17 protein-coding genes and 5 tRNA genes are annotated in these 19604 nt (G+C 39.5%); 5 read left to right on the top strand and 17 right to left on the bottom strand.

All coding sequences use genetic code 11. The features are described from left to right. Positions 1-103: 103 nt before the first annotated feature. The 5 genes from H5203_RS20895 to H5203_RS20915 all read right to left on the bottom strand — a co-directional run bounded on the left by H5203_RS20895 (position 104) and on the right by H5203_RS20915 (position 725). Positions 104-180, bottom strand: a tRNA-Pro gene (locus tag H5203_RS20895). A gap of 70 nt (positions 181-250) precedes the next feature. After that, positions 251-327 (bottom strand) — tRNA-Pro (locus H5203_RS20900). Between the two features lie 15 nt (positions 328-342). Further along, positions 343-418 (bottom strand) — tRNA-His (locus H5203_RS20905). Between the two features lie 23 nt (positions 419-441). Beyond that, a tRNA-Arg gene (locus H5203_RS20910) sits at positions 442-518 on the bottom strand. A 130-nt stretch (positions 519-648) separates the two neighbouring features. Beyond that, positions 649-725 (bottom strand) — tRNA-Pro (locus tag H5203_RS20915). Positions 726-1073: 348 nt separating this feature from the next. On the opposite strand from H5203_RS20915, the gene folD reads away from it, so the two are divergent. Further along, positions 1074-1928, top strand: coding sequence for a bifunctional methylenetetrahydrofolate dehydrogenase/methenyltetrahydrofolate cyclohydrolase FolD (gene folD, locus H5203_RS20920; RefSeq protein WP_145241470.1), 855 nt, complete (start codon positions 1074-1076; stop codon positions 1926-1928). A gap of 66 nt (positions 1929-1994) precedes the next feature. Here the strand turns inward: folD and H5203_RS20925 are convergent, their stop codons facing one another. After that, entirely contained in the window at positions 1995-2885 is an 891-nt protein-coding gene (locus H5203_RS20925) for a DMT family transporter (protein ID WP_182820237.1), read from the bottom strand. Positions 2886-3083: 198 nt separating this feature from the next. Continuing rightward, positions 3084-4463: a cysteine--tRNA ligase gene (cysS, locus tag H5203_RS20930; RefSeq protein ID WP_145241474.1), complete on the bottom strand. Its 1380-nt coding sequence runs from the start codon at positions 4461-4463 to the stop codon at positions 3084-3086. A 150-nt stretch (positions 4464-4613) separates the two neighbouring features. Here cysS and H5203_RS20935 point away from each other — a divergent pair, with 150 nt between their 5' ends. The 3 genes from H5203_RS20935 (at position 4614) to H5203_RS20945 (ending at position 6765) form a co-directional block, all read left to right on the top strand. Then, complete coding sequence (locus H5203_RS20935; protein WP_145241476.1) at positions 4614-5105, top strand: peptidylprolyl isomerase; 492 nt, start codon at positions 4614-4616, stop codon at positions 5103-5105. Positions 5106-5194: 89 nt separating this feature from the next. Then, the gene (locus H5203_RS20940) at positions 5195-5938 is read left to right on the top strand and encodes a UDP-2,3-diacylglucosamine diphosphatase (RefSeq protein WP_145241478.1); all 744 of its coding nucleotides are present in this window, start codon (positions 5195-5197) and stop codon (positions 5936-5938) included. A gap of 47 nt (positions 5939-5985) precedes the next feature. Continuing rightward, complete coding sequence (locus H5203_RS20945) at positions 5986-6765, top strand: ABC transporter substrate-binding protein (protein ID WP_182718150.1); 780 nt, start codon at positions 5986-5988, stop codon at positions 6763-6765. A 48-nt stretch (positions 6766-6813) separates the two neighbouring features. Here the strand turns inward: H5203_RS20945 and H5203_RS20950 are convergent, their stop codons facing one another. The 3 genes from H5203_RS20950 to miaE all read right to left on the bottom strand — a co-directional run bounded on the left by H5203_RS20950 (position 6814) and on the right by miaE (position 11921). After that, entirely contained in the window at positions 6814-8733 is a 1920-nt protein-coding gene (locus H5203_RS20950; protein ID WP_145241482.1) for a sensor histidine kinase, read from the bottom strand. Then, positions 8726-10951, bottom strand: a complete 2226-nt coding sequence (locus H5203_RS20955; RefSeq protein WP_145241484.1) for an EAL domain-containing protein — start codon at positions 10949-10951, stop codon at positions 8726-8728. Before H5203_RS20955 ends, H5203_RS20950 begins: the two co-directional genes overlap by 8 nt. A 199-nt stretch (positions 10952-11150) precedes the next feature. Continuing rightward, positions 11151-11921 carry a tRNA isopentenyl-2-thiomethyl-A-37 hydroxylase MiaE gene (gene miaE, locus H5203_RS20960; protein ID WP_182732574.1) on the bottom strand — a complete coding sequence of 257 codons (771 nt, stop codon included), beginning with the start codon at positions 11919-11921 and terminating at the stop codon, positions 11151-11153. A gap of 251 nt (positions 11922-12172) precedes the next feature. Here miaE and H5203_RS20965 point away from each other — a divergent pair, with 251 nt between their 5' ends. Continuing rightward, entirely contained in the window at positions 12173-12772 is a 600-nt protein-coding gene (locus H5203_RS20965; RefSeq protein WP_145241488.1) for a Yip1 family protein, read from the top strand. A 114-nt stretch (positions 12773-12886) separates the two neighbouring features. Here the strand turns inward: H5203_RS20965 and purF are convergent, their stop codons facing one another. The 7 genes from purF to H5203_RS21000 all read right to left on the bottom strand — a co-directional run. Continuing rightward, positions 12887-14413 carry an amidophosphoribosyltransferase gene (purF, locus tag H5203_RS20970; RefSeq protein ID WP_145241490.1) on the bottom strand — a complete coding sequence of 509 codons (1527 nt, stop codon included), beginning with the start codon at positions 14411-14413 and terminating at the stop codon, positions 12887-12889. An 18-nt stretch (positions 14414-14431) separates the two neighbouring features. Beyond that, positions 14432-14926: a CvpA family protein gene (locus tag H5203_RS20975; RefSeq protein WP_054206292.1), complete on the bottom strand. Its 495-nt coding sequence runs from the start codon at positions 14924-14926 to the stop codon at positions 14432-14434. A 61-nt stretch (positions 14927-14987) separates the two neighbouring features. Further along, entirely contained in the window at positions 14988-15626 is a 639-nt protein-coding gene (locus H5203_RS20980; RefSeq protein ID WP_182732573.1) for an SPOR domain-containing protein, read from the bottom strand. Between the two features lie 11 nt (positions 15627-15637). Further along, a complete protein-coding gene (folC, locus tag H5203_RS20985; RefSeq protein ID WP_145241494.1) occupies positions 15638-16903 on the bottom strand; it encodes a bifunctional tetrahydrofolate synthase/dihydrofolate synthase in 1266 nt (421 codons plus the stop codon). Between the two features lie 25 nt (positions 16904-16928). Then, entirely contained in the window at positions 16929-17804 is an 876-nt protein-coding gene (accD, locus tag H5203_RS20990; protein ID WP_145241496.1) for an acetyl-CoA carboxylase, carboxyltransferase subunit beta, read from the bottom strand. A gap of 160 nt (positions 17805-17964) precedes the next feature. Further along, positions 17965-18759 carry a tRNA pseudouridine(38-40) synthase TruA gene (gene truA / locus H5203_RS20995; protein WP_149980769.1) on the bottom strand — a complete coding sequence of 265 codons (795 nt, stop codon included), beginning with the start codon at positions 18757-18759 and terminating at the stop codon, positions 17965-17967. A 178-nt stretch (positions 18760-18937) separates the two neighbouring features. After that, positions 18938-19604 (bottom strand): FimV/HubP family polar landmark protein (locus tag H5203_RS21000; protein ID WP_310736568.1); only part of this gene is annotated, 667 nt, incomplete at its 5' end.

The raw sequence follows: 19604 nt of genomic DNA on the forward strand, positions 1-19604 counted from the left end.
CAGCTATCAGCTATCAGCTATCAGCTATCAGCTATCAAGAAGAGAATAAATGAAATTTTAAGTTAATAAATAATTTTTAGAATTTTTATAGATTTTAAGAAAGTGGTCGGCGATGCAGGATTTGAACCTGCGACCCCTTGGACCCAAACCAAGTGCGCTACCAAACTGCGCTAATCGCCGATATTGAAGTATTAAACTTCGTTTTCATTGAACACTCAAACTTTGTATTTGAGACCACTTTTTGAGAAAGTGGTCGGCGATGCAGGATTTGAACCTGCGACCCCTTGGACCCAAACCAAGTGCGCTACCAAACTGCGCTAATCGCCGATATTCTTTTGTAAATGGGGTGACTGATGGGGCTCGAACCCACGACAACCGGAATCACAATCCGGGGCTCTACCAACTGAGCTACAACCACCGCTATATTTACATGTTTTCAAATGGTGCACCCAGAAGGATTCGAACCTTCGACCGACGCCTTAGAAGGGCGTTGCTCTATCCAGCTGAGCTATGGGCGCATCGAAAACTTCATAGTTTACCAATAAGCCAATCTATTATAATAGAAAGTGGTCTGCTTTTCAGCATTTAACCTGTGACTGCATGGGACATACCCAAACCAATCACTACCATTCTTTATAATTGAGAAAGTGGTCGGCGATGCAGGATTTGAACCTGCGACCCCTTGGACCCAAACCAAGTGCGCTACCAAACTGCGCTAATCGCCGATGCTTACTATTGTTAGCGAGTGACCTCGTTGACAACGGGGTGCATAATAGTGATTTGACCGTGTCAGGTCAAACCTTTTTTTAAGAAAATAAATCAATCGGTCATTTTTAGTTCATAATGGTTAAATATTGTGAGGATCAACTAAAATTTCAACTGTTTTATATAATTAGCGGGTATATCAGAAAAGCAACTTGGCGCATTAGCGCTTTTCTGCGAAAATAGTAAGCATATTAAAAACGAATAATAAAGAACGTGTTCTTTATTAGCATTATATTACCCCTATTTCTGTATGCATTCGTTTTTAAAGTATCGGTATTAAGTTAACTAACCCCAATTAAAGGTCACCCATGACGGCAAACATCATCGATGGTAAGGCAATAGCTAAACAAGTACGCAGTGCAGTCGCACAAAGAGTAAGTGAACGTGTTGCAAACGGTTTGCGAGCACCTGGACTTGCAGTTGTACTTGTAGGGCAAGATCCTGCAAGCCAAGTTTATGTAGGTTCAAAACGTAAAGCCTGTGAAGAAGTTGGCTTTATTTCTAAATCATTTGATTTACCAGCAGATACAAACGAGCAAGCATTATTAGATTTAATTGATGAGCTCAATAACGATGCACAAGTTGATGGTATTTTAGTACAACTTCCTCTTCCCGCAGGTCTTGATGTTGAAAGAATCCTTGAACATATCACTCCACTCAAAGATGTTGACGGCTTTCATCCTTATAACATTGGCCGTTTAGCACAGCGTATGCCTGCTCTTCGCCCTTGTACGCCAAAAGGTATTATTACACTGCTTGATTCGACCGGTGTAAAATACAAAGGCATGCATGCAGTTGTTGTTGGCGCTTCAAATATTGTTGGTCGTCCTATGGCATTGGAACTATTACTTGCTGGTTGTACAACCACTGTGTGTCATAAATTTACGCAAGATTTAGAAACTCATGTACGCCGTGCTGATCTGTTAGTTGTGGCAGTTGGTAAACCTGAGTTTATTCCTGGGGATTGGGTTAAAGAAGGTGCAATTGTGATCGATGTAGGCATTAATCGTTTAGATAGCGGCAAATTAGTCGGTGACGTACAGTATGATATCGCTGAGCAAAAAGCACATTTCATCACGCCAGTACCTGGCGGCGTTGGCCCAATGACAGTAGCAAGCTTGATTGAAAATACTCTTGAGGCCTGTGAAAAATACCATAGCTAATTAGCCTCTAACGTCGCATCAAGAATTAACAAGGGTTGCTGTTTAGCAACCCTTTGTTGTTATTTGTTAGACTATTTTAGCTGAGCGCTGGCGCCGTGTTAGCTTTAACAATTGCGGCAGCACAGAGAAGAAAATCATTAAAACCATTATCGTATATTGCCAAACTTGATAGTGCTCACTTAGTAATACAACGGCGCAAATAATACCTGCGATCGGATTAGCAATCGTACCGAAAGTAAACTCAACCACCGTCATGCGGCCAAGTAACCAAACATACAAGATATACGCAAGCGCTGTATTTGGCACAATTAACCAAAATAATGCAAGCCACTGTATTGAACTGACACCATTAGCAAGTACTTGATATTGTTGTGGATCAAAGTAAATAGCTTGAGTCATTGCTACTAATGATAACAATGATCCGCCAATGATCAGCTGCCATGTTAATACCGTCCACCAATGAGTGTGGGTAGACATTTTTTGCACTAAAGTACTACCAACAACAATTGTTAACAACGCACCAATTAAAGCGAATACTCCTAAGGCATTAATCGTGACATGCTGGGGATCAAATAATCGCCAAGCCAAAATCACTAATATAAGTGCGCACACCGATTGCAAAAACGCTGGACGCTGCCTTTTAAAAACCCACGCATAAATCAACGCAACCACAGGCACAGAGACCATACCAACACCGGCAATTGCCGCTGGTAAATTAACCGCCATAATAAAAATAAAACTAAAAAACAGGGCAATATTAACCACAGCTAATAATACTAAACCGCGCCACTGTTTTGCTTTAGGCCATGATGGTTTAAGCACAAATAACAGTAAACCCGCAGGTAATGCTCGTAACGCGCCAAGTAATATTGGCGGCCAATCTGGGGTGGCATATTTAGTGACCGCATAGGTGGTGCCCCATAAAAAAGCAGGGATCATGGCAAGAAAAATATTCATTTCATTCCTTTCAAAATAACTAAGAAACGCAAAGGTAAAACCTAAGGTTAAGTTGAGGTCAAGCTAGAAAAAATAAAAAGGCTGCCAAATTGGCAACCCTTTGTAATACTTACTAATAAAATACTTACTAAAATAATACTTACTAAAATATGTCTTATTTAGCAATGCCTATTTGACTGGCACTAGTAAGGTAATTAATTACGCTTTACGCCATGTAGTTTTACCTGCAGAGTCTTCCAGTATCACCCCAAGTGCATTTAAAGCATCACGCGCTTCATCAGCCGCAGCCCAATCTTTACTCGCGCGCGCTTCATTACGCTTAACTATTAACGCTTCTATTTGGGCAACTTCGTCATCTGCTTGGCCACCTTGTAAAAATGCCTCTGGTGCTTGTTGAGCAACCCCTAAAACTTCCCCAAGACTGCGCAGAACAAATGCTAACTTACCCGCTTGCTCAGCATCAACGTCTTTTACACGGTTTAGCTCTTTGGCTAATTCAAATAACACCGGTAATGCTTCTGGTGTATTAAAGTCGTCATCCATTGCTTTTCTAAATTTAGCCACATGTTCATTTGTTGCTAAATCACAACTGATAGGCTCAACACCACGAAGTGCCGTATAAATACGCTCAAGCGACGAACGTGCTTGATCTAAGTTCTCTTGCGAGTAATTTAACTGGCTGCGGTAATGACCAGAAATTAAAAAATAACGAACCGATTCAGCATCATATTCTTTAAGTACATCACGAACAGTAAAGAAGTTGTCTAATGATTTTGACATCTTCTCTTTATTTACTTGTACCATACCCGTATGGATCCAGGTATTGACGTACTTGCCGTTATTTGCACAGCATGATTGCGCAATCTCATTTTCATGGTGTGGAAACTGTAAGTCTGAACCACCGCCATGAATATCAAAATGCTCACCTAAATGCTTTGAGCTCATTGCCGAACATTCAATATGCCAACCTGGACGACCTTCGCCCCACGGTGATATCCATGATGGTTCACCCGTTTTGGCTTTTTTCCATAACACAAAATCAAGTGGATCATCTTTATCTTGTGCTACTTCAACACGCGAACCGGCTTGTAGCATAGTTAAATCTTGCTGTGACAATGCACCGTATTGCTCAAACGTTGAGACGTCAAATAAAACATCGCCGTCGGCTGCAACATAGGCGTGGCCTTTAGTAACTAGTCGTTCAACCATTTCGATAATTTCGTCCATATGACCTGTGACTGTAGGTTCAATGTCTGGACGCAACATGTTTAGACTATCAAAATCTTCATGCATTGCTTTTGTCATACGCACAGTTAAGTCATTAATCGCTTCGCCATTTTCATTCGCACGCTTAATGATTTTGTCATCAACATCGGTGATATTGCGTACATACTTTAAATCATAACCAATGTGACGAAGATAACGTACGATCACGTCAAAGCTAACAAATGTGCGGGCATGACCAATGTGACAATAATCATAAATGGTGATACCACACACATACATGTCGATCTTGCCGTCGACCATAGGTTTAAATTGCTCTTTTTGACGCGTGAGTGTGTTGTATATATTTACCATTTATTTTAAGTCCTTGACTATTTACTTGAATCGCTATGTTAACACTTGAAAAGCCCCTGCTCTAGCGCTTTATCAATTGAATAAGCACTTTGTTAATCTTAGCTAACTAAGATAAAATAGCGGCAAATAAATCAGCTAATAGGAAACCACATGGTTGTTCTACACACAAATTTTGGTGATATCACCATTAACATGCTCAAAGAAGATGCGCCAAACACAGTTAAAAACTTTTTACAGTATGCTAACGCAGGCTTTTACGACGGCACTATTTTTCACCGTGTAATTGATGGTTTCATGGTACAAGGCGGTGGTTTTGAACCAGGTATGACACAAAAAGAAGTGCATGATCCTATTCAAAATGAAGCAAACAATGGCCTTTCTAATAAGATTGGTACACTTGCTATGGCACGTACTCCTGATCCACATTCAGCAACAGCACAGTTTTTCATTAACGTGAATAACAATGACTTCTTAAACTTCAGCAGCGAAACATCTCAAGGCTGGGGTTACTGTGTATTTGCTGAAGTTGTTGAAGGCATGGACGTAGTAGAAAAAATTAAAGCCGTTGCTACAGGTAGCACAGGCTTTCATCAAGACGTACCTCTTGATGACGTTATCATCACAAGCGTAACTGTAAACTAATAGTACGCTTACCCACGTAACGTGGCGTTTTAGCGGGTATCTATGCTATACGTATATGCCCGCTTTATTTATTTTTAAAAGACTTACCTATGACTCGCCAAACCTACTTTATTGCCGACCTCCATTTAAGTGAAAATCGCCCAGATATCAGTGCAGCTTTTTATCAGTTTTTAAATACGCATATTATTAATAAGGATGTAGACGCGCTATATATACTTGGTGACTTTTTTGAAGTATGGGTTGGTGATGACTATGTAACTGCACTCTCAACTGAAGTTGCAAAGCATTTAAAAGTAGTGAGTGATAACGGCACCCCAGTATATTTTGTGCATGGCAATCGTGATTTCATTATGCGCGATAAATACGCCAAACAAGCAGGAATGACTTTATTACCCGAACAGCTGGTAATTGACTTATATGGCACTCCCACTGTCATTTTGCATGGCGATGAAATGTGCACACAAGATATTGAATATCAAAAGTTTCGTAAAAAAGGCCGCAGTTGGTGGTGGCCAAGATTAATGCTTGCTATGCCACTTTGGTATCGTCGTAAAGTTGCGCAAAATGCCAGAGAAAAATCAAAGCAAAATCAAACCGGTAAAGCGCTTGAAATATTAGATGTTACTGAACAAGCGGTACTAGCAACATTTGCAAAACACCAAGTAAAACATATGATCCATGGCCATACCCATCGCCCTAATGTGCATCATTATGAAGTAGATAAGCAAACACTCACTCGCACAGTGCTGGGTGATTGGTATACTCAAGGCTCTTATTTAGTTGTTACCGCACAGACACAAGAACTAGTGAGTGAACCATTCGCACAAATATAAAATATTGTCTACGCTTACGATATTGATAGTTTTTAGTACTGGTCGTAATGCTTAAATTATTTTTCATACTTATTTGTTTATTTTACGCAGGCCATACATACAGCCAAGATAAATGGCTTTTTGTTACCGAGCCTTTTCCCCCGTATTTTTCAGAGCAACTGCCGCAACAAGGTTGGTTAGCTGATATTATTATTACTGCATTAGCAAGCCAAGATATTGAAGCTAGCATTGAGTTTACAACTTGGGCTCGTGCACTAAGATTACTTGAAAAAAATAAGCGAACAGCTCTTTTAGGGGCTTATTATAGCGCCGAGCGAGAAAAAACATTCCACTATTCACGACCATTAGCAAAGTCATTTACTGGATTATTTAAACGAAAAAGTAGCAAAATAAATTACGATGGCAGTTTAACGTCATTACAGCCATACAGCATAAGTAAAGGTAGTAATTATATAGTTAGCGAGGGTTTTAGTAGTGAACATAATTTAGCTATTACAGCGACTAATGACTTGATCAGCAGCTTACGCGTGTTACAGCTTGGCCGCGTTGATTTAGTAGCTGGTACCAAAGAAGTCGGTGAGTACTGGTTAAACAATCATCCACAATTACAAACAGGACAGTCAATCGTATATATCCCTCCTCATTTAGCGTCCCACTACCTATATATTATTTTTTCCAAATCTGCTGTGCAAAGTAAGCAACAATTAATACAATTAGAAAACGGTTTCAACACCATTGTAAATAATGGTGAGGCCGCACAAGTTCTCCTACGCCATGGCTTTTCAGAAGCTAAGACTGAGCAATACCTACAATTTTTAAAACGTTAAAACACAAATGCTTATATGACTATCACTCCAAGCAACGAATTCTGCATCTTAAGATAGTTTGGGTATAGTAATAGTAAACTCAGTTTTAAAGCGCTCTGTAGAGTGTGGATTGGACTGTAATTTAATTTCCCCCTGCAAAATGTGTGTAACCCATTGGTGCACCATATATAAGCCAAGCCCAGTATTGCCAATACCACGAGCTGAGGTGTAAAAAGGCTCAAAGATGTACTGTTGAGACTCTGCTTTAATCCCAACACCGCTATCTGAAATGGTTAATTTAATGGATTGACTAGCAGCTTGTGCTATTTTTATCTCAATTTCACCGACTTGATTTTTGGCAAACCCGTGGGTTAGTGCGTTCATTATCAGGTTTTCTAGCACTTGGGAAATAATTCCTGGTCGGCTTTTTATATCTTGGTCAGTATCAACTAAGGTTTTCACTTTTACGTTTGAGTTTTTTAATCTTGAATTAAGGGAGATCAGTAAATCTTCAGTTATTTTTCTTATATTACATGTGATGACATCATCATTATGACGGTCTATCGCCATTTTTTTAAAACTTTTAACTAATACCGCTGCCTTATTTAAATTAATTTTAGCTAACCCTAAATTTTCCTCAATGCTCTGTGTGCTTTTATCTAATTGCGATTTAGTTAATCCGGTTTTTATCGCGTCACTCAACTTATTAATAACCACATTCGCGTTAGATACTGAGATAATAGCACCGCCAATGGGTGTATTCATCTCATGAGCAACCCCCGCCACCAACAACCCTAAAGACGATAGTTTTCGAGCTTCGAGTAAGCTTGTTTGTAATTGCTGCTGCTGCCTTATAGTTAAATCGAGCTGTTTGTTGACGCTATCTAACTCTACTTTTTCACGCTGTAGTTTATAAGATAAAGTAATTAGTTGCTGTTGGAATAAATATTCACGGTAACTAAAACCAAAACCGCAAATACATAAAATAACACTACACAGAGCAGCATATTGAAAAGCAGTCATTTTTGCATTATACAGCAGCTCTTTAGGGCTACCGATAAGTATAATAATCTCTTTATCTGAATCTGCGGTTCTTTGTGTTGATTCACGTAGTGAAACAATAGAGAATCGCCTGAAAGTATATAAACTGTCATGAAAAATACGTGAGGTGCTTTGTACGTCATGTTCAATGATATGCTGCCAAAGCGCTGGAGAGTTATTTGCTAGCGAGTTATTAACTTGATTATACATAAACCCAAACTGTAATGCGGGATCCTTATTATACAACCAATAACCATCATGATTTAGAATATTTACTTGGGTGTTTTTTTCATCATATTGTCGAATATTACTAAATAAATAATCCAGATTAAAATTCACTACTAACAAGCCATCTATTAAATAATCACCACCTTGCGTTCTGTAAGTCACCCTAATTGTTGGCTCATGCGGGACAACAACTTTTCCACGCTCAATATTTAAATCAATTTCTGAAATAAATGTATTCGGTGGTGCAACTAACATCCCTTCTTTAAAGTAATAACGATTTTGCTTATTTTGTAATTGTGATACCTCAACAATTTCGCTTTTTTTATTGCTGAAATTAATTCTATAACGTTCTTTACCACTGCGTTCAAGCCAACGTATTTGTGAGATATTGGTTGATACAGAAGCAAAATTTAAAAAATAATCATTTATGAGCTTGTCGCTTTGTTGAGCGCTCAATGTATTTAAACCTGTATTACTTTTTAATACTTGGCCATTTGCTAACAGCTGAGTGAGTTTTTTAATACTGCTTAGCTCTTTAGATAAATCAGTACTCACAAGCACTAGTTTTTCATCTTGGCGCTCTTTTATTATGGTTACTTTTGACTGATAAACTTGCTCGTATACCAGCCAGCCAATTAATATCGCAACAAATAAAATGAACAGCGACTTTATGAGTACGCCTTTTTTGTCGCTATAAAATGAGTTACTTTTTTTAGTCATTTACATTATCAAACTGTGCTAACCAGATCAGTAAATCATCATAAAACAGCGGTTTTGAAAAAAAGTAACCTTGGGCCATTTCACAACCAGCTTGTTTTAACCATTGCACCTCAAATTCGTTTTCAACACCCTCAGCAATAACTTTAAAATCAAATTGCTTTGCGAGACTGATGATCATTTTTATCATGTATTGATTATTTATATTATGCTCAAGGTTGCTGACAAAGTAGCGATCAATTTTTATCGCATTCGACGGTATTTCATTAATGTGTGCTAATGATGAATAACCCGTACCAAAGTCATCAATACTCACTTTAATACCCAATGCCATAAATCGTGATAAAGCCTCTTTAATAAAGTTGTAATTACTGATCGCTTGCGTTTCTGTCACTTCAAGTTCCAGCATCGAGGGGGATACTTTATATTCCTCAATCCGACTCTTGATAGACTCAAAGTAAGAAGGCTCGATCAAGTCATAAGATGATGCGTTAAATGCAATGGGTAAGTTTATGCCACAGCTTTTTAGTTGATTAATAGTTTGTAGTATTTTTTCAAAAATAACATTATCAAGCTCATTAATTAAACCAGCGGTTTCAGCAAGCTCTATAAACTCTTCAGGATTTACAAAGCTGCCATCAGCCAACTGCCATCTAGCTAGCGCTTCAAAACCAATTGGTTTTAATGTTTTCAAGCACATTTTTGGCTGTAAAGCGATACGCAATTCTTTGGTACTAATAGCCGTCCTAAGGTGCGCCATCAACTCATAACGCCTTGTTATTGCCACTGTCTTTTCATCAGTATGCAAAATAAACTTCGTTTGAGTTACTTGCATGTAATTTAAACTCGACTCTGCTAGGCTAATTACTTTTTCGGGAGTAATATTTGATGCGCAACTTAACTTTAACTCCAATACTCTTACGTCAATAAATTGCTTAACATTTTCAATTTCGTACTTTTGTTTATTATGAAAATGCGTAATATCATCGGCAATATCAAAATCAACATTGATGAGCATGCCAAAGCTACGATTACTAATAATCGCAATTCTGGGGTCATAGATTGAAAAAACATCTACAATACTTTTATGAACGAGTTTTATGATTTTTTTACAAAAATCGTAACCAAAGGTAAAAGCTTTTTCATCAAACTGGTAAATATCAAAAATAATCAAACGCATTTTTGATTGCTCATATACGTTCATATTTTTAATTTCGCGAGTTAACCAGTTTCTATTCTGTAAATTTAATGAAACATCAGTATAGGCAAGCTCGGTTAATCTATTTAATAATGAAATATTAGCAAACCCGCTACTTACGTTTTCACTAAATACTTTTAATAAATATTCATTTTCTTCACTAATTGGGTTATCTGATTTTACCAGGGTAATATAGTGAGTGCCTTCAGCAATGGTTGCTGGGAAGAAGAAGATACTATGCTGATTTGAAAAAACATGACGTTTTTCTTGAATAGCTAGCTGGAAGTCATCGTACATATCGGCCGGTAAATTGCCATCTACTTTTTGCCCTTTCATACCATTAAAGCAGCCGTTAGTAGTCAGAATTACAGCACCAGCATCTTTGTCTAGATTACTTGAGCAAAGGATGCCGCCTCCCTCTGATATTTTTAAAATATTACTTAGCTCTTGCAGCACTGCAGCAGAGTATGAGCCCATATCATGTTTGCTATTAATGCTCCTTGATGCATCTAGCACAAGTTGCAAACCTTGTTTAGCGGCTTTTATTTGCGAAATATATTGCCAAGTTCGCATATTACTATTAACGATTGATTCAAGCTTTTGTGCAGAAATGTCAGACTTATTCCAGTACTCATCAATATCGAGCATTTTCATCACATCGGTTTCAGGGGCGAAACCGGGCTGCCCTGTTAGTAACACGATACGCATTTCAGCGTTGCCAATCACTTCTCTGATGGTATTAACCAAACGCAGTCCGGAATCATCTTCTTCCATAACCACATCGATAAAAACAAGTGCTATATCTGGGTGCATACTTAAAGCAAGCGCAGCTTCTGGTACTGAGTTGGCCGCTAATAACTCATATTTGTAGCCTTCTTTGGCCTTTAATTCTTTTAAGCTATTAATTAATGCGTGTTGATAATCGAGATCATCCTCAACAGTTAAAATTTTCCATACTTTAAGGTCGGTATTTACTAACTCTTCCTCAGCAGAAAATACAAATAATCCCTCATTCTCATCCATATATACCCACCAAAATAATAATAGCAATGGCCTTTCATTTACAATGCATTGCAAAGCAATAAAATAACTGATAAATAAAAATTTAACTTGCTCTAAATATTAGGTGAGAGTTTTTGATGTGTCTAATTTAAAAACACTTTTGATAATAAAGTATGTGCTACAGCATGATTTGAAAAGCTGTTGCACATGTTGGTGTTCGTTAAGCGCTTTTATTTACCGGCGTACCACTGTGAAACTTAAAATCGTCATCACAAGATGTAATTAACTGCGCTTCAATTTCACCAAACTCTTTAACCCGCTCGGTAATATCAAAACCAGCAATTTCTTGGGCAAGAGTTAAATAGTCTTGGTAATGGCGTGCCTCAGAGCGCAATAACGAAATATAAAAATCACCTAAACGCTTATCTACATGGGGTGCAAGCGCGGCAAAACGCTCGCACGAACGAGCTTCGATGTAAGCACCGACTATGAGCTTATCGACCAGTGCATCTGGCTCAAAAGTTTTTACATGTCTTAGCATACCCTTAGCATAACGACACGGCGTAATACTTTGATACTCAATACCGTACTCATCCATGATCTCTAATACTTGATAAAAGTGGTGCAGCTCTTCTTTGATCAACATCACCATTTTATCAACCAAATCTTGCCCATAAGCTGAATCAGATTTTGGGATCACTGCTTTAGTCAGTTTGTTTTTAGCCGCAAGATCGCGCCAATTCCCTTCACGTTTGTATATCAGCGTTTCAAACGGCTTTAGCCACTCAAGCAAGGCATCGCTGCTTTGTTTATCCACAGCATATTTACGAATTAAAAACATCGCAGATTGCGCGGCTTTAAGCTCACAGATGAGATGATCAATTAAAATAACCGCTAGGTTTTCTTTTTTAGTGGCTTCATCAATCCACCCTAAAGGGGTTTCACAACGTAAAAATTGCTTAATCGGTTCTAAAAGTTTGCTATGTGGCACGAAGGGAGTTGCTCATTAGTATCTATCATTAAGAAAATGATTTTATCATGAAAAATGACTGATAATAAAACAAAGCTGGGGGTTTGATTAATTAAATAACCCGAACTCTAGTTAAATATATCCCCGCTGATTTTTTTGCTTTCGTCTCTCATTGGTGTTTCTTGACAAGACCCCATTACTGAACCATAACTTAATACAAGCTGTATAAAAATAAAACAGCGAACTAATTCCTTTTCATGGGGCACACAATTATGATACTAAACCATCTTTGGGGCATATATGCCCATCCACTCGAAGAGTGGCAAACAATAGATAACCGCCACGAGAGCTTAACATATAGCCTATCACATATATTACTGATAGCGTTGTTTCCATCTGCAATGGGTTATTACTCATCGGTTTATTTAGGCTGGAGTATCGGGGCTGGTAATCCGGTATTTCTAACCCACGATAGTGCAATACTGATTGCTGCAGCTATGTATGGCGCTTTAATTGTGGGTGTGTTTGCGCTGGCTTATTTAGCACATTGGATGGCTGTTACTTTTGGTGCAGAACCAACCTTTACCCAAACCTTAGAACTTGCAGCGTATACTTCAACACCAGTATTTATGTCTGCACTAGCGGCATTTTGGCCAGAGCTATGGTTTGTTGTATGTGTGGGTTTGGTCGCTTTAGGCTATTCGGTCTACTTACTGTATACCGGTGTGCCCATTTTGATGCATATACCGCAAGAGCGTGGCTTTATTTACGCAAGCTCTGTGGTAACTTGCGGACTAATTTTACTGGTGATTATTTTAGCTGTCACCGCCATATTGTGGACCAACGGTATCGTAAGTCCAACCTTTACATGATACCTAGTTCAACGTTAGAAGCTGTAAAATGTAGTATAAAGTAGTGTTATTATTTTCTTTCCTTCGCAAAAAAGGAGCTAAATTTAGCTCCTTTTTTATTTCGCTAGGCAGAGATTAATCTGAGCCGTTTTCTTCTTGATTATGTAACTCTAAACCAGAAGACATGGCACTTTCACGACTACTTTTTGCCGAATCATTACGCAGCTGTTCAATACGATTCAAATAATTCTGATCGATACCACCGGTAATATATTGGCCATCAAATACTGATGTTTCAAATCGTGTAATTTCTGGGTTTTCCTGCGCTACGGCAGCAATCAAATCAGGTAACGATTGGAAAATCAAACCATCAGAGCCAATGCTTGCATTGATATCTTCAACTTCACGTCCATGGGCAATCAACTCAGCCGCAGATGGCATATCAATACCATACACGTTCGGAAAGCGAATTTCAGGTGCAGCAGAAGCAAAGTAAACGTTTTTAGCACCAGACTCACGCGCCATTTCAACAATTTGTGCTGAAGTAGTGCCACGTACAATCGAGTCATCAACTAGTAATACGTTTTTACCTTTAAACTCACGGTCAATTGCATTGAGCTTTTGACGTACTGACTTTTTACGCATTTCCTGACCAGGCATGATAAACGTACGGCCAATGTAACGGTTTTTAACAAACCCTTGGCGATATGGCAGATTAAGTACGCGGGCGATTTCCAATGCCACATCACATGATGTTTCTGGGATTGGAATAACAACATCAATATCTTTATCAGCCCATTCGCGAGCAATTTTTTCGCCAAGCTTAGTGCCCATATTTACACGTGTAGCGTAAACAGACATGCGATCGATATTTGAGTCTGGACGTGCAAAGTAAACAAATTCAAAGATACATGGCGAATAAGATACTTTATCTGCGCATGTTTGTGAGTAAAACTCACCGCCTTCAGTAACATATATCGCTTCACCAGGAGCGACATCACGCACAAATTCAAAACCATCAGTTTTTAACGCAACGCTTTCAGAGGCAAACATATACTCAGTGCCATTTGCAGTTTCACGTTTACCAAACACTAATGGACGAATACCATTTGGGTCACGAAACGCGATAATACCATGGCCAATTACCATAGCGATGGTGGCATAACCGCCTTGAACTTTATTTATAACTTCGGTGATACCGTTAAAAATATCTTCAGGGTCAAGATGTAGTTTATTTGGTTTACTTAATTCATGAGCCATGATGTTAAGTAAAATTTCAGAATCTGAGGTTGTGTTAACGTGGCGACGTGCTTCACAGAACAATTGCTCTTTAAGCTGCTCTGCATTGGTTAAGTTACCGTTGTGTGCTAAAGCAATACCGAACGGTGAGTTAACATAGAACGGCTGCGCTTCAGACGAGCTAGAAGAACCTGCTGTCGGATAGCGTACATGGCCGATACCAATAGTGCCTTGTAAACGCTTCATATGACGGGTGTGAAATACATCTTTCACTAAGCCATTTGCTTTGCGTAAACTAAAGGTGTTGTTTTCAATGGTAATGATGCCCGCGGCATCTTGGCCACGGTGTTGCAAAACAGTTAAGCCATCATAAATCGCCTGATTTACAGGAGATGTTCCGACTATTCCAACGATACCACACATGAAATTTTTCCTCGCCGATTAACGGTTGACCGAATTTAAAAAGCTAGAGTTATTTTCGAGGTATGAAAAAAACCACTCAACAACAAAGCCAAATTCTGGGATCAAAATAGAGTTACCCCACCAGTGCGTATTGGGTGCACCAGTAAAAGCATCAAGAAAGAAGAGTAACGCGCTCACGACCAACACGCCACGAAGTGCACCAAAGACAATGCCGAAGACACGGTCTGTGCCAGACAAACCAGTACGTTGTACAAGTTCACCTAGAAGGTAGTTTAACAATCCGCCTAACAATAGCGTCGCAAAGAATAATATGGCAATGGCCGCTGCATTTCTTAAAAGGGGTTCAGAAATACTTGTTAGGAATGATGCTAAATATTGGTAAAACAAGCTAGATATGATAAATGCGCCAGCCCACACAGCCAAAGACATTGCTTCTTTTATAAAGCCACGAATTAAACCGATAATAGTAGACAGTGCAATAATGCCAAAGATGGCGTAATCAACCCAGATCATATGAACCAACTAGTCGTTAATTTGGGGCGCATTCTATAAGAGGTCAGCACTAAATGCCAGATCATTTTGCTACTTCAAATTGGGTAACTTTTCCGTTAAGTTTAGTAAGTGCTTTTAATTCAGGGAGTTTGCTCTCAAGCTGGGCTTTATCAAGCGACGGACCCACAAAAACTTTGGTTAAAGTACCATTTGGTGTTTTAACTGGACGGGTAAAGGTTTTAAACCCTTTGTCACTTAGTTTAGCTTGTAGCGATTTTACATTCGCACTATGCGAAAAGCTCCCCAACTGAATTACATATGCCATTTTCGATAAATTTTCTTCAGGCTTACGTGATGGCTCAGACTTTTTTTCAACAGGTTGTGCTGTAGTCGTTGCTACAGTAGTTTGCTCAGTCGATGCTTCAACCATTTTTTTCGCTACTGGCGTCGTCTCTTCAACCGCATCAGAGGAACTTGAGAGTAGGTCATCATCTGGCAATATATCTTCCTCAGGCTCTTCGTTTGGCTGTTGTGCGTTAGCCACTTGATCATCTATTGAATCTTGCAAGTCAATAGTTGTGAACTCAGGACGTTCCGGAATGGCTTTAAAGCCTTCTTTGTAATGTACTTTTTCGCCATCAAGAATATTAGGAATAAACACGATAGCTGCAATCACCACAATAGTTGTGCCGACTAAACGATTTATAAAGCCTGAGTTCACCTGATTCCTCTCTATTTTTTCCAATAATTGATAGCAGCTGCAACAGTTAAGAAGGAGCCAAATATGATTAACACCGTCTTCTCATCAAGCTGTGGCAACACACCATCCAGTGCGTCTGCAACTGTTTGATATTTTTCAATTGGCGCGCTTGTATGCACATTATCCATGGATTTAGCTAAATTCTCTACTTTATCGCCACGAAAGCAATTAAGTCCGGCTAAACACCACGCATCAACTACCGGGCTAACTTCATTTAATACAGCGACTTTGTCTTTATCAGCCAGCATAGCGACTAACGCATGAACTTTAAAGCCTTGATCTTGCAGGTTAGCTAACTTTTTAGCTAAATAGCGTGCAGATTCAGCATTATGTGCCACATCAGTATAGACCATAGGTTTGCTGCTTAGTTGCTGAAAACGCCCTTCAACAACTAAATTAGCTAAACAATCACGGATCAATGCCTCACTAGGTAATAAATCTAACACGGCTAATGTGGTTAGTGCCGTTGCCGCGTTTTGGCATGGGATTGATGGTTTAGCAAACTCAAAGTGATGGGCTTGATATTGCCAACTAAAACTTTGCGCATGCTCTTTAAATATAAAGTCACGCCCTGATAAATGCATCACCGCGTTAATTTCATGACCGTAGTCGGTGACTGTGTGCGGTATATTTAAATCGCCGACAATGGCAGGTGTGCCAGTACGGAAGATCCCTGCTTTATCATAACCCACAAGCTCTCGCGTATCACCAAGGTACTCTTTATGATCTAGATCTATGGTGGTGATCACACTGGCAAATGGAGTAACAATATTGGTAGCATCGAAACGCCCACCTAAACCCACTTCTAACAGCACATAATCAACGCTATGGCGTTTAAAAATAGCCAGTGCGCCTAAGGTGCCATACTCAAAATAAGTCAGTGGCGTGTCACCGCGGCCTTGCTCGAGCAAGTCAAACGCATCAACATGAAATTGATCATCAAGCTCAGCGCCATTAATACGCACTCGTTCGTTATAATGAATTAAATGAGGAGATGCATAGGTACCAACCGAATAACCTTGGGCCAGCAGCAGTGATTCTAAACATCGGGCAGTGGTGCCTTTGCCATTGGTGCCGGCTATTAGAATAATTTTACTTGGGCTATCTAGTAAACCAATGGTATTGGCAACTTTGGCAACGCGTTCTAAACCCATGGCAATATTTGCTGGGTGAACACTTTCTAAATAACAAAGCCAATCATCAAGGCTTGATGATTGGCTAGGAAGATTTTTTGTCATAGCGTGTGATCAGTAAAGCTGAAATTTACGCTACTCTATGCTCTTGTTCCGTAGAAGGCAAGTTCATAAATTTAGCTAGTATGCGGGCAAGTGTGTCACGCATTTCACGGCGATCAATAATCATATCGATGGCACCATGCTCGAGTAGAAATTCACTTCGTTGGAAGCCTTCAGGTAAGGTTTCGCGCACAGTTTGTTCAATTACACGAGGACCCGCAAAGCCGATTAATGCTTTTGGCTCCGCCACGTTGATATCACCTAGCATAGCTAATGATGCTGATACACCGCCCATAGTTGGGTCAGTCATTACTGAGATAAACGGTAAGCCTTGTTCGCTCATCTTAGCAAGTGCAGCACTGGTTTTAGCCATTTGCATAAGCGACATTAGTGCCTCTTGCATACGTGCGCCACCTGAAGCGGAGAAGCAAATTAGCGGCATGTTATGCTCTAAACACTGATCAACAGCATCCACAAAACGTGCGCCAACAACCGATGCCATTGACCCACCCATAAATGAGAATTCAAATGCGACGGCGGCCACTGGAATGCCTTTTAAGCGTCCCTTCATCGCGACTAATGCGTCTTTTTCGCCACTTGATTTTTGTGCGGCGGCGATACGATCTGAATATTTTTTCGAGTCTTTAAACTTTAAAATATCTTTTGGTTCGTGCTGTGTGCCAAGTTCTTGGCGGTCGCCATCATCCAAAAAGTGCTCAAGGCGTTTACGGCCACTCACACGCATGTGGTGATTGCATTTAGGACATACATTGAGTGATTTTTCTAATTCAGCTTTATATAAAATCGAATCACAATCTGTACACTTTGCCCAAACACCTTCAGGGATCTCTTTACGAGCCGAAGACTTTGTTGTTTTAGGTAGGATTTTTTCTAACCAACTCATTTGCAACTCTCTTAATACTATTCTGTGCTTTGCTGCGTTCCTGCCAAATCATTATTGACAGACAAATTTTTTCAATTAAAACATGAATTCCACACAGGCGGTATAAAAAACTGGTCTTAGTAGTGAAATGCCTGCAAGGTTATGTTTAATTTATCACCAATCAACCCTTCACATCCGTTAAGAATAAAGGGCCAAGTGGTGTCGACGGAATTTCAAACCGCGCCGGATAGTCAACATCAACTAAGTATAAACCTGCCGCCTTTGCCGTCGCACTGGCTTTGGCTCGCTCTTTTAAATCAAGTAACTCTTTTAGCCACACAGGTTGCTGCTTATGAATACCAATATCGGTTAAGCAACCGGTAATGTTACGCACCATGTGGTGTAAAAATGCATTAGCCTTAATATCAATAATCACATAACTGCCTTGACGCTCAACCGACAAGTGATGAATCGTACGTGTAGCAGTATTCGCTTGACAATGCAAAGCTCTGAATGACGTAAAATCATGCTCACCTAATAGATATTGACATGCTTCTTGCATTTTAGTTTCATCAAGTGGGTGATGAAAATGCGTAACGCCTTCATTTAATATTGCTCCTCGAAAGGCGTTATTGTAAATAACATAACGATAACGACGAGCAGTAGCACTAAAACGTGCATGAAAATCATCACTCACCGGTTTTGCATAGCGAATAGCAATATCTTTCGGTAGCAAGGTATTCATACCCATAGTAAATGCAACCATATCGCGTTCAGCATCGGTATCAAAATGCACCACTTGCCCAGTGCCATGCACGCCGGCATCAGTGCGTCCAGCACAGACTATTTCAACTGGATGATTACAAATACGCGAAAGCGCGGTTTCTACTTCTTGTTGTACGCTATTTACATGCGATTGACGTTGCCAACCACTATAACGGGCGCCGTTGTACTCAACTCCAAGTGCTACTCGCATAATTACTGCTTTACCTACTGTGCTAATGAACGGGGCATTTTATGCTATCTGACGCTGCAATAAAAGTGACTCTATACAAATTAAGCGCACTGCAGCCAAGCGACCTTTTTTCTATTGCTAAAAAAACGGGGAGTAAACTAAATTTACTCCCCGTTTTAACTATAAATGCAGAAACAACTTACAGTAATTTTGCTTTTAAGCTTTGTGCTTCTTCTTGTACTTCTTCGGGACCATTTGCTATTACTTCGTCAATAGCGTCAAGGGCTGCATCCATATCCCCTATTTCAATATAAGCACGTGCTAAATCAAGTTTTGCAGAATAACCGCCACTTTCAGCATCAACATCAGTTGGGTTATCTCCAGCAAGTAAGGCATCAAACTCACTTAATCCGACATCCATATTTACATCATCATAAGGTTCATAATCTAAGCTTGTATCATCACTTTGTTCAATCAAAGCATCAATATCGACGAATTCATCCGCAACGATGTCCTCATTTGTTGATGCATTTACGTCTTCACTTAATTGCTCAGCCGACGGCATATCATCAGGTACTGAAAGCTCTTCAAGTGTAGCAAGATCTTCACTAAGTAACGCATTGAAATCAACTTCAAACTCGCTGCTATCATCTATTTCTAAAGACTCAGGTTCAGCCAACTCACTAAGCAATGCATCAAAATCTGTTTGGGTGAGATCAGCCATAAAATCATCATCAAGCTGATCATCTGACAACGATTGTTCCAGTGGATCTTCAAGTTCAGTCGCGAAATCACTACGATATTCATCTTCTAACGCATCTGTAAGTTCATCTTCAACAACTGGTTCATCTTCAGCAACTAGTTCG

Origin of the sequence: Pseudoalteromonas sp. SG41-1 (genome assembly GCF_014164575.1) — a bacterium.
Classification (GTDB): Bacteria; Pseudomonadota; Gammaproteobacteria; order Enterobacterales; family Alteromonadaceae; genus Pseudoalteromonas; species Pseudoalteromonas rhizosphaerae.

What these genes read in the sequence shown, in the direction of transcription:
- folD (WP_145241470.1), top strand. Translation starts at nt 1,074, where the DNA reads ATGACGGCAAACATCATCGATGGTAAGGCAATAGCTAAACAAGTACGC.
- H5203_RS20925 (WP_182820237.1), bottom strand. Translation starts at nt 2,885, where the DNA reads ATGAATATTTTTCTTGCCATGATCCCTGCTTTTTTATGGGGCACCACC.
- cysS (WP_145241474.1), bottom strand. Translation starts at nt 4,463, where the DNA reads ATGGTAAATATATACAACACACTCACGCGTCAAAAAGAGCAATTTAAA.
- H5203_RS20935 (WP_145241476.1), top strand. Translation starts at nt 4,614, where the DNA reads ATGGTTGTTCTACACACAAATTTTGGTGATATCACCATTAACATGCTC.
- H5203_RS20940 (WP_145241478.1), top strand. Translation starts at nt 5,195, where the DNA reads ATGACTCGCCAAACCTACTTTATTGCCGACCTCCATTTAAGTGAAAAT.
- H5203_RS20945 (WP_182718150.1), top strand. Translation starts at nt 5,986, where the DNA reads ATGCTTAAATTATTTTTCATACTTATTTGTTTATTTTACGCAGGCCAT.
- H5203_RS20950 (WP_145241482.1), bottom strand. Translation starts at nt 8,733, where the DNA reads ATGACTAAAAAAAGTAACTCATTTTATAGCGACAAAAAAGGCGTACTC.
- H5203_RS20955 (WP_145241484.1), bottom strand. Translation starts at nt 10,951, where the DNA reads ATGGATGAGAATGAGGGATTATTTGTATTTTCTGCTGAGGAAGAGTTA.
- H5203_RS20965 (WP_145241488.1), top strand. Translation starts at nt 12,173, where the DNA reads ATGATACTAAACCATCTTTGGGGCATATATGCCCATCCACTCGAAGAG.
- purF (WP_145241490.1), bottom strand. Translation starts at nt 14,413, where the DNA reads ATGTGTGGTATCGTTGGAATAGTCGGAACATCTCCTGTAAATCAGGCG.
- H5203_RS20975 (WP_054206292.1), bottom strand. Translation starts at nt 14,926, where the DNA reads ATGATCTGGGTTGATTACGCCATCTTTGGCATTATTGCACTGTCTACT.
- folC (WP_145241494.1), bottom strand. Translation starts at nt 16,903, where the DNA reads ATGACAAAAAATCTTCCTAGCCAATCATCAAGCCTTGATGATTGGCTT.
- accD (WP_145241496.1), bottom strand. Translation starts at nt 17,804, where the DNA reads ATGAGTTGGTTAGAAAAAATCCTACCTAAAACAACAAAGTCTTCGGCT.
- truA (WP_149980769.1), bottom strand. Translation starts at nt 18,759, where the DNA reads ATGCGAGTAGCACTTGGAGTTGAGTACAACGGCGCCCGTTATAGTGGT.